General features: G+C 64.2%; 6 protein-coding genes. All 6 read left to right on the top strand.

Annotated elements, in window-relative coordinates; all coding sequences use genetic code 11:
* A partial coding sequence (locus IH971_10130; GenBank protein MCH7498195.1) for a tetratricopeptide repeat protein occupies positions 1–2,092 on the top strand: 2,092 nt, incomplete at its 5' end.
* Positions 2,093–2,113: 21 nt separating this feature from the next.
* Positions 2,114–2,278 (top strand): hypothetical protein, encoded by a 165-nt coding sequence (locus IH971_10125; GenBank protein MCH7498194.1) that lies wholly within the window; start codon positions 2,114–2,116, stop codon positions 2,276–2,278.
* An 88-nt stretch (positions 2,279–2,366) separates the two neighbouring features.
* On the top strand, positions 2,367–3,608 hold the full coding sequence (locus IH971_10120; GenBank protein MCH7498193.1) for a DNA polymerase IV: 1,242 nt from the start codon (positions 2,367–2,369) through the stop codon (positions 3,606–3,608).
* Positions 3,609–3,773: 165 nt separating this feature from the next.
* Positions 3,774–4,769, top strand: coding sequence for a formimidoylglutamase (locus IH971_10115; protein MCH7498192.1), 996 nt, complete (start codon positions 3,774–3,776; stop codon positions 4,767–4,769).
* A gap of 161 nt (positions 4,770–4,930) precedes the next feature.
* Entirely contained in the window at positions 4,931–6,586 is a 1,656-nt protein-coding gene (hutU, locus tag IH971_10110) for a urocanate hydratase (protein MCH7498191.1), read from the top strand.
* 6 nt (positions 6,587–6,592) lie between these two features.
* On the top strand, positions 6,593–7,321 hold a 729-nt coding region (locus IH971_10105; protein MCH7498190.1), incomplete at its 3' end, for an amidohydrolase family protein.

Genomic DNA, 7,321 nt, shown 5'->3' with positions numbered 1-7,321 from the left:
CATGTTCACCGATATCGTGGGCTACACAGCCCTGATGTCCAAGGACGAGGCAAAGGCCCTCCAACTGCTCCAGCACAACCGGGAACTCCTCAAGCCCATCATCCGGCAGTTTCGCGGGGAGTGGCTCAAGGAGATAGGGGACGGCACCCTCTCCTCGTTTGACAGTGCGGTGGACTCCGTGAACTGCGCCCTGGCGATTCAGCAGGTGCTCAAGGATGATCCCGACCTGAAGCTACGGATTGGTATTCATATCGGTGATGTCGTCTTCGAGCGCGGGGACGTCTTCGGTGATGGTGTAAACATCGCTTCCCGCCTAGAGCCACTGGCTGATCCTGGTGGCATCTACATTTCTGAAAAAGTACAAGACGACATCCGCAACAAGTCCGGTATCGTGACGGAATTTGTCGGTGAGAGGAGCCTAAAGGGGGTGGATCAGCCGCTCAAGGTCTATACCGTGACCGTAGGGAAGGCGCCGCCTATAAAACCGATTTCAAGTGTGTTGGCAGCTGTGGGACGCCGCCGTTGGATGGGAGCCGCCCTTATGGCGGTAGCGGCGGTAGTAGTTGTTCTGGTCACTTACATGACGGGCATATTGGGGGGCAACGGAGCAGATTTCGCACCCCGGCTGGGCGACCGCTCCGTGGCCGTCCTTCCCTTCCTTAATCTCAGCGACAGCCAGGAAGATGAGTATTTCAGTGATGGGGTGATGGATGATATCCTCACCCACCTGGCCAGGATCGGGGACCTGAGAGTCATCGCCCGCACATCCGTGATGCAGTACAAAGGTACCGAAAAACGGATCAGGGATATTGCCCGGGAACTGGGTGTAGCCACGATCCTGGAGGGTAGCGTTCGCAGATCTGCAAACAGGGTTCGTATAACAGGCCAGCTTATTGATGCTGAAACCGAGGAGCACCTCTGGGCTGAGTCCTACGACAGGGACCTGACGGACATCTTTGCTATCCAAAGCGAGGTAGCCCAGAAGATTGCGGCTGCTCTGAAAGCCACCTTATCTCCTGAGGCGAAGGAAAGGATTGAAAAACGACCTACTGAGAACACGGAGGCCTATGAATGGTACCTGCGGGGAAATGATTACCTCCATCAAGGTTCGATCGGGGTTGCCGGCAGTCGATCCGACCTCGATAAGGCGCTGTCGGTCTATCAGCGGGCCATTGAGCTCGATCCCAATTTTGCCGCCGCTTATGCCCGGCTCTCCTACACCTACACCGCACTCCATTTCTTTCACAGTATGCTTCCGCATGGAGAGCGAGCCCTACAGGCGGTGGAGCGAGCCTTGGAACTGGATCCCGACCTGCCTGAGGGACACCTGGCACTGGGCTACTACTACAACCTGGTGAACCGCGATTATGACCAGGCCCTGAAAGCTTTTGCAACGGCCCAAAAGGGGCTCCAGAGTGATAGCGATCTGCTCTCGGAAATCGGCTTCGTCCAGATGCGGCAGGGCAAGTGGGATCAGGCGCTGAGCAACTTACGATTGGCCGCCGATCGCGATCCCCGTTCGCCCCTTATCCATAAGCGCCTCGCCAATATTTACCTGTACCGGCGACAATACTCTAAGGCGGAGCAGGTCCTCAACCACCTGATGGCTCTGACCCCTGACAATCCATGGGTATATGCCCATTTGGTCGAGATCGCTCTATTGAGGGACGGTGACGTAAAGAGGGCTCGGCAGGTTGTGAAGGAAGCGTCCAACTATTTGCAGCCTGTGGACGTCATGTGGGCCGGCAGCGAATTGATCCATCGCCTGGGCTTCTGGCGGTTTGGGCTTCTTGGCCGGGACTTCAACACGATCCTACGGGACTATTCAGACACCCGTCGCAAGGCCGGTAATCAGATTTACTATTTCTCCATGGCCCAACTCCACGGTCTGGCTGAGCAGCCGGAGCTGAGCCGGGCCTACTACGATTCGTCCCTAGCCTGGATCGAAGCTGGGGTGGCCGCAGCACCGGGCAAATTTCAGCTCCAGAGTGATCTCGGGCTGGCCTGCGCCTTCCTGGGCCTGAAGGACCGGGCGATCGCAGCCGGGCTGCGGTCCAAGGAACTGATGCCCATCTCGACCTGCCACTGGTGAGGCCCTAATTCGGTCATGGTCATGGCCTATATCTATGCGCTGCTGGGCGAATACGACGCCGCTCTGGATGAAATCGAGCTGTTGCTTTCGATCCCGTCCCACACGTCGATGGCCTGGTTCCAGGCCGATCCCATCTGGGCGCCGGTCTGGGAGCATCCCCGCTTCATCGCCCTGCTGGACAACTAGGGCGGGGGGCCGTGAGCGCTGAGCGCTCAGTGCGACTGCCTGTCAGCTCCAACCCGGTACCCGTGACCCGCAACCCGTAGCCCGTAGCTTGCCTCCCCTCATCGCCCACGTGGACATGAACACCTTCTTCGTGTCGGTGGAGCGGCTCAGTGATCCCGCGCTGCGGGACCAGCCGGTGGTGGTGGGCGGTCCGGCGGGTAGCCGGTCGGTGGTGGCGGCCGCATCCTATGAGGCGCGGCGCTATGGCGTCCACTCCGCCATGCCCATGGACCAGGCGGTGCGCCTCTGCCCCGACCTGATTATCGTGCCGCCCCAGTTCAAGGCCTACCAGCACTACCACGACCGGATCAAGGCGTTGCTGGAGCAGTTCACCCCCGTGCTGGAAATGACCTCCATCGATGAGGGCTACCTGGACCTTACCGGCACGGAGGGGCTGTGGGGCCCGCCCCTTGAAGCGGGCCGGCGCATCCGTCAGCGCATCCTGGCCGAGACCCAGCTGCCGGCTTCGGTGGGTTTGTCATCCAACCTCCTGATGAGCAAGGTGGCCAGTGATCTGGCAAAACCTGGCGGTGATCCCCGTCTTGGAGCTGAGGGGGCGACAGGCGCACCCCACGGGTCAGGGCCGGCCATCAAAGGTGACGGCGTTCTGGTGGTGCCGCCCGGCGGGGAGGCCGCCTTTCTGGCCCCCCTGCCCCTGAGCTACCTACCCGGCTGCGGGCGGGTCACCCTGCCCAAGCTCAAGGCCCTGGGCATGGTCACCATTGGCGATCTGGCCACTGCCTCAGCCCAAGAGCTGGAAGCCCACTTCGGCGAACAGGGGCGCATGCTTTGGAGGCGGGCCAACGGCAAGGGCGGGACTGCGGTGGGAACCGACCGCCAGCGCAAATCCATCAGCAAGGAGACCACCTTTGCCCAGGACGTTTCCGACGGCCAGCGCCTGCGCTCGGTGTTGCACAGTCTCACGGAGGAGGTGGCCACCACCCTCAGGCAGCGCGGCGAAGTGGCCCGCACGGTCACCGTGAAGTTGCGCTACGGGGATTTTGAGACCCACACGGCCGCCCGCACCCTGCCCAGCCCAACGGACCAGACCCGGGCCATCTTCGAACAGGCGGCCGCCCTGCTGCGGGCCAGCCGACCCGAGGGCCAGGCCCTGCGGCTCATCGGTGTGGGGGTGTCCAACCTGATGAAAGGCTGGCGCCAGGAGGACATGTTTGCCCAGGCCGGCGCGGCCCGGGAGACCAGGCGCACGGCCGCCGTGGACACCCTTCGCCAGCGCTTCGGCAAGGACAGCGTGCTGACGGGGGAGAGCGTCAACCTGCTGAAGGGCTGAGGGGGAGAGCGCATAGAGTTGGGTGTATGGGACCATGAATAGCTCCTTCGGTCCTGATTGAAGCCGATCGGGGTAGTTGGTTCCCAACAGCTAGATCAACGCATGCAATCCTCGATTGATATGCACTGTTTTTGCCCGGCCCTTTCTTAACTTGCCCTGCCCTGCATGCCCTACCACGCCCCCCATACCGTCCCGCCGGAGGTTACCCTGTCGGTGCCGCAAGCTAACCCCGCCGACCCCCGGCTCGCCCACCGGCTGGGGCCCTGGGATGGCGAGACCGCCGATGCCGTGCTCATCGGCGTGCCGTTCGATTTGGGGGTGACGCTTGGCGGCGGGCGGCCAGGCGCTGCCCAGGGGCCCACCGCGCTGCGACAGGCCTTGCTCCGCTTCGGCACCACCCACAACGCCGTGCACAACGTGAACTTCGACCATCTGCGGCTGGCAGACGCCGGCGACCTGGACGTGGTGGCTGATGACCCTGGCCATCCCGGCCACGGGGAGGCCGTGGCCGCCACGCACGAGCGGCTGGCCACGGCCGTGGGTGCGATCCTCGACGTGGGGGCCGTGCCTATCGTGGTGGGCGGGGGCAACGACGCCACTTTCGGCTCCGTCAAGGCGCTCACGTCCAGCGCCCCATCAGTGGCGGGCGTGAATGTAGACGCCCACCTGGACCTGCGGGAGGTGGTGGACGGACGCATCACCAGCGGCACGCCCTACCGGCGCATTCTGGAAGAGCTGGGCCTACCCGGGAAAAACCTGGTGGAGTTTGCCCTGCACAGCGCCGTCAATTCTCGGGCGCACCTTGACTACGCCGCCGAAAAGGGCGTCCAGTGCCTGACGCTGGAACAGGTCCGCAAAGGCGGCATGGCCGGGGCATTGGCGTGGCGCCTGGGCGCCCTGGCCGCCGCAGCCGAAGTGTTGTTTGTATCCATTGACCTGGACGTATTCGCCGCCCCCTTCGCGCCGGGGGTCTCATCGCCGGGTACAGAAGGTCTAACGCCTGAGGAAGGACGCGAACTGGCTTTCGCCGCTGGGCGGTCACCCAAGGTGACCCTGTTCGAGCTCATGGAACTGAATCCGGCGTTTGACCTGGACGAACGAACCAGCCGGCTGGCCGCCCTGCTGCTGGCGTCCTTTCTGGCCGGACTGGCCGTGCGCTAGCGCCTGTGGTAAGCGGCACCCAACCGCCCCATCCGCCGGACGAGGCCATCATCGCCAGCGAGCGGGCCAAGTACGGCTGTCGCTGCGACATCGCCGGTGAGCTCCGGCGCTTCGGCCGCCCCCTGCATCTGGCCGCCCGACCCAGGCAGGCGCCCAGCGCCCTGACCCTTGCCACTGCCGGCGGAAAGCCCGCCACCGAGAGGACCGCCGCCAGCTGGGATACCGAGGCCGCCCGGCGCATGTTCCACAACAATCTGGACCCGGCCAACGCCGTTGACTGGAAGCAGCTCATCGTCTATGGCGGCAGCGGACGGGCGGCTCGCAACTGGCACGAGTTTCACAAGATTACCGCTGCCCTGACCAACCTGGCCGACGATGAGACCCTCTGCATCCAGTCGGGGCGGGCGGTCTATGTTGCCAGGACCTTCCCCCACGCCCCCCGGGTCATCATCGCCAACTCCAACCTGGTCCCGCGCTGGGCCACACAGCAGCACTTTGACGCCCTGGACCGCGCCGGCCTGATGATGTACGGCCAGATGACCGCCGGGTCGTGGATTTACATCGGCACCCAGGGCGTCCTCCAGGGGACCTACCAGACTTATCTGGCCGCCGCCGAAAAACATTACGCGACGCCCTCGCTGAAGGGGAAACTAGTTCTCACGGCGGGCATGGGCGGCATGAGCGGCGCTCAGCCGATGGCGGTTACCATGAATGAGGGGGTCATCCTCGATGTGGAGGTGCGGCCCGAGCGCATCCGGCGCAAGCTGGACGAGGGCTATTGCGACCGCATGACGGCCTCGCTGGACGAGGCCCTCGCTTGGGCGGACGATGCCCGGACCAGGGGCCAGGCGCTGTCCATCGGTCTGGTGGGCAACGCCGCTGAGGTTTATCCCGCCATGGTGGCCCGGGGCGCCATACCCGATATAGTGTCGGACCAGACGCCGGCCCACGACCTGGGCGCCTACGTGCCTGTGGGGGACCTGGATGAGCTGGACGCATTGCGCAGCCGCGATTTGGAGGAGTATCATCGCCGCTCGCTGGCCACCATCGCCGGGCACGTGGAGGCCATTCTGGACATGCAGCGCCAGGGGGCCGTGGCCTTCGACTACGGGAACAACCTGCGCGCCCAGGCTGAGGCGGCCGGCCTCACCGTGCGGGATGGACAGGGCGCCTACCTCTACCCCGGCTTCGTGCCAGCCTACATTCGCCCGCTGTTCAGCCGGGGGCTGGGGCCCTTCCGCTGGGTGGCCCTCTCCGGCGATCCCCGCGATATCAGCACCATCGATAGCGAACTGCTGCGGCTGTTCCCCGCTAACGAAGGACTCACGCGGTGGATCAAACTGGTGTCCGAGAAGGTGCCCAGCCTGGGCCTGCCCGCCCGCATCTGCTGGCTGGGCTACGGCGAGCGCGCCACGTTCGGGGAGGCCATCAACCGGCTGATCGCTGACGGGAAAGTAACGGCCCCCATCGTCATTGGCCGCGATCACCTGGACACTGGCTCGGTGGCCTCCCCGGACCGGGAGACCGAGGGCATGCTGGACGGCTCCGACGCCGTGGCCGACTGGCCCCTGCTCAACTTTGCCCTGAACACCGCAGCCGGTGCCTCCTGGGTCTCCTTTCATCACGGTGGGGGCGTGGGCATCGGTAACGCCCTGCACGCCGGGATGGTGATCGTGGCCGACGGCACTAGCGAGCGGGCCGAGCGGTTGAACCGGGTGCTGACGGTAGACCCCGGAATCGGGGTGGCACGCCACGCCCTGTCGGGTTACGAAATAGCCCGGCAGACTGTCACCGCAAAGGATATCAAACTTCCGTAATAATAGATGGCATCTATCGCCGACCTGCTGATCGTCAACGCCGCCGAGGTGGTCACCTGCGCGGGCTTTTCCCAGGCGCCGGCCCGGGGAGCGGACCAGGGGCGGCTGGCTGTTATTGAAGAAGGAGCAGTGGCAGTGGCAGGTGGCAGGATACAGGAGGTGGGGAAAAGCGCCGACCTGCGTAAGGCCTATCCCCTACCTGACGATCAGATCATTGACGCCGGCGGCGGGGTGGTGCTGCCCGGTTTTGTGGACCCCCACACCCACCTGGTGTTCGCCGGTGAGCGCTCGGCCGAATGGGAGGATCGCATGCAGGGACAGCCCTACCTGGAGATCCTGCGTAAGGGGGGCGGTATCCGGAGCACGGTGCGGGCTACCCGGGCAGCCTCAACCGATGAGTTGTTGGATAATGCAAGCCTTTGGGCCCGGCGGTGCTACCGGCACGGCACCACCACTATGGAGATCAAAAGCGGCTACGGCCTGGACCGGGAGACAGAGCTGAAAATGCTGGAAGTGGCTCAACGGCTCACCGGGGCCGATCTGCCACGGGTGGTGTCTACCTACCTGGGGGCTCACGTGCTGCCCAGCGACTACGCCACCGATCGGGAGGGCTATCTGCGGCTGGTAGAGCGGACCGCCGTGGAGGTCAAGGAGCGGCAGCTTGCGCGGTTTTTTTACGTGTTCTGCGAGCAGGAGGCCTTTACGCTGGCCGAGACTGAGCGTCTGCTCAAACAT

The sequence above is a fragment of the Candidatus Neomarinimicrobiota bacterium genome (assembly GCA_022560655.1).
GTDB lineage: Bacteria > Fidelibacterota > Marinisomatia > SCGC-AAA003-L08 > TS1B11 > JADFSS01.
This window is presented reverse-complemented; position numbering and strand designations above follow the sequence as displayed.

Excerpts from the sequence above, each read along its gene's own strand:
- IH971_10125 (MCH7498194.1), top strand. The coding sequence starts at position 2,114 with ATGGCCTATATCTATGCGCTGCTGGGCGAATACGACGCCGCTCTGGAT.
- IH971_10115 (MCH7498192.1), top strand. The coding sequence starts at position 3,774 with ATGCCCTACCACGCCCCCCATACCGTCCCGCCGGAGGTTACCCTGTCG.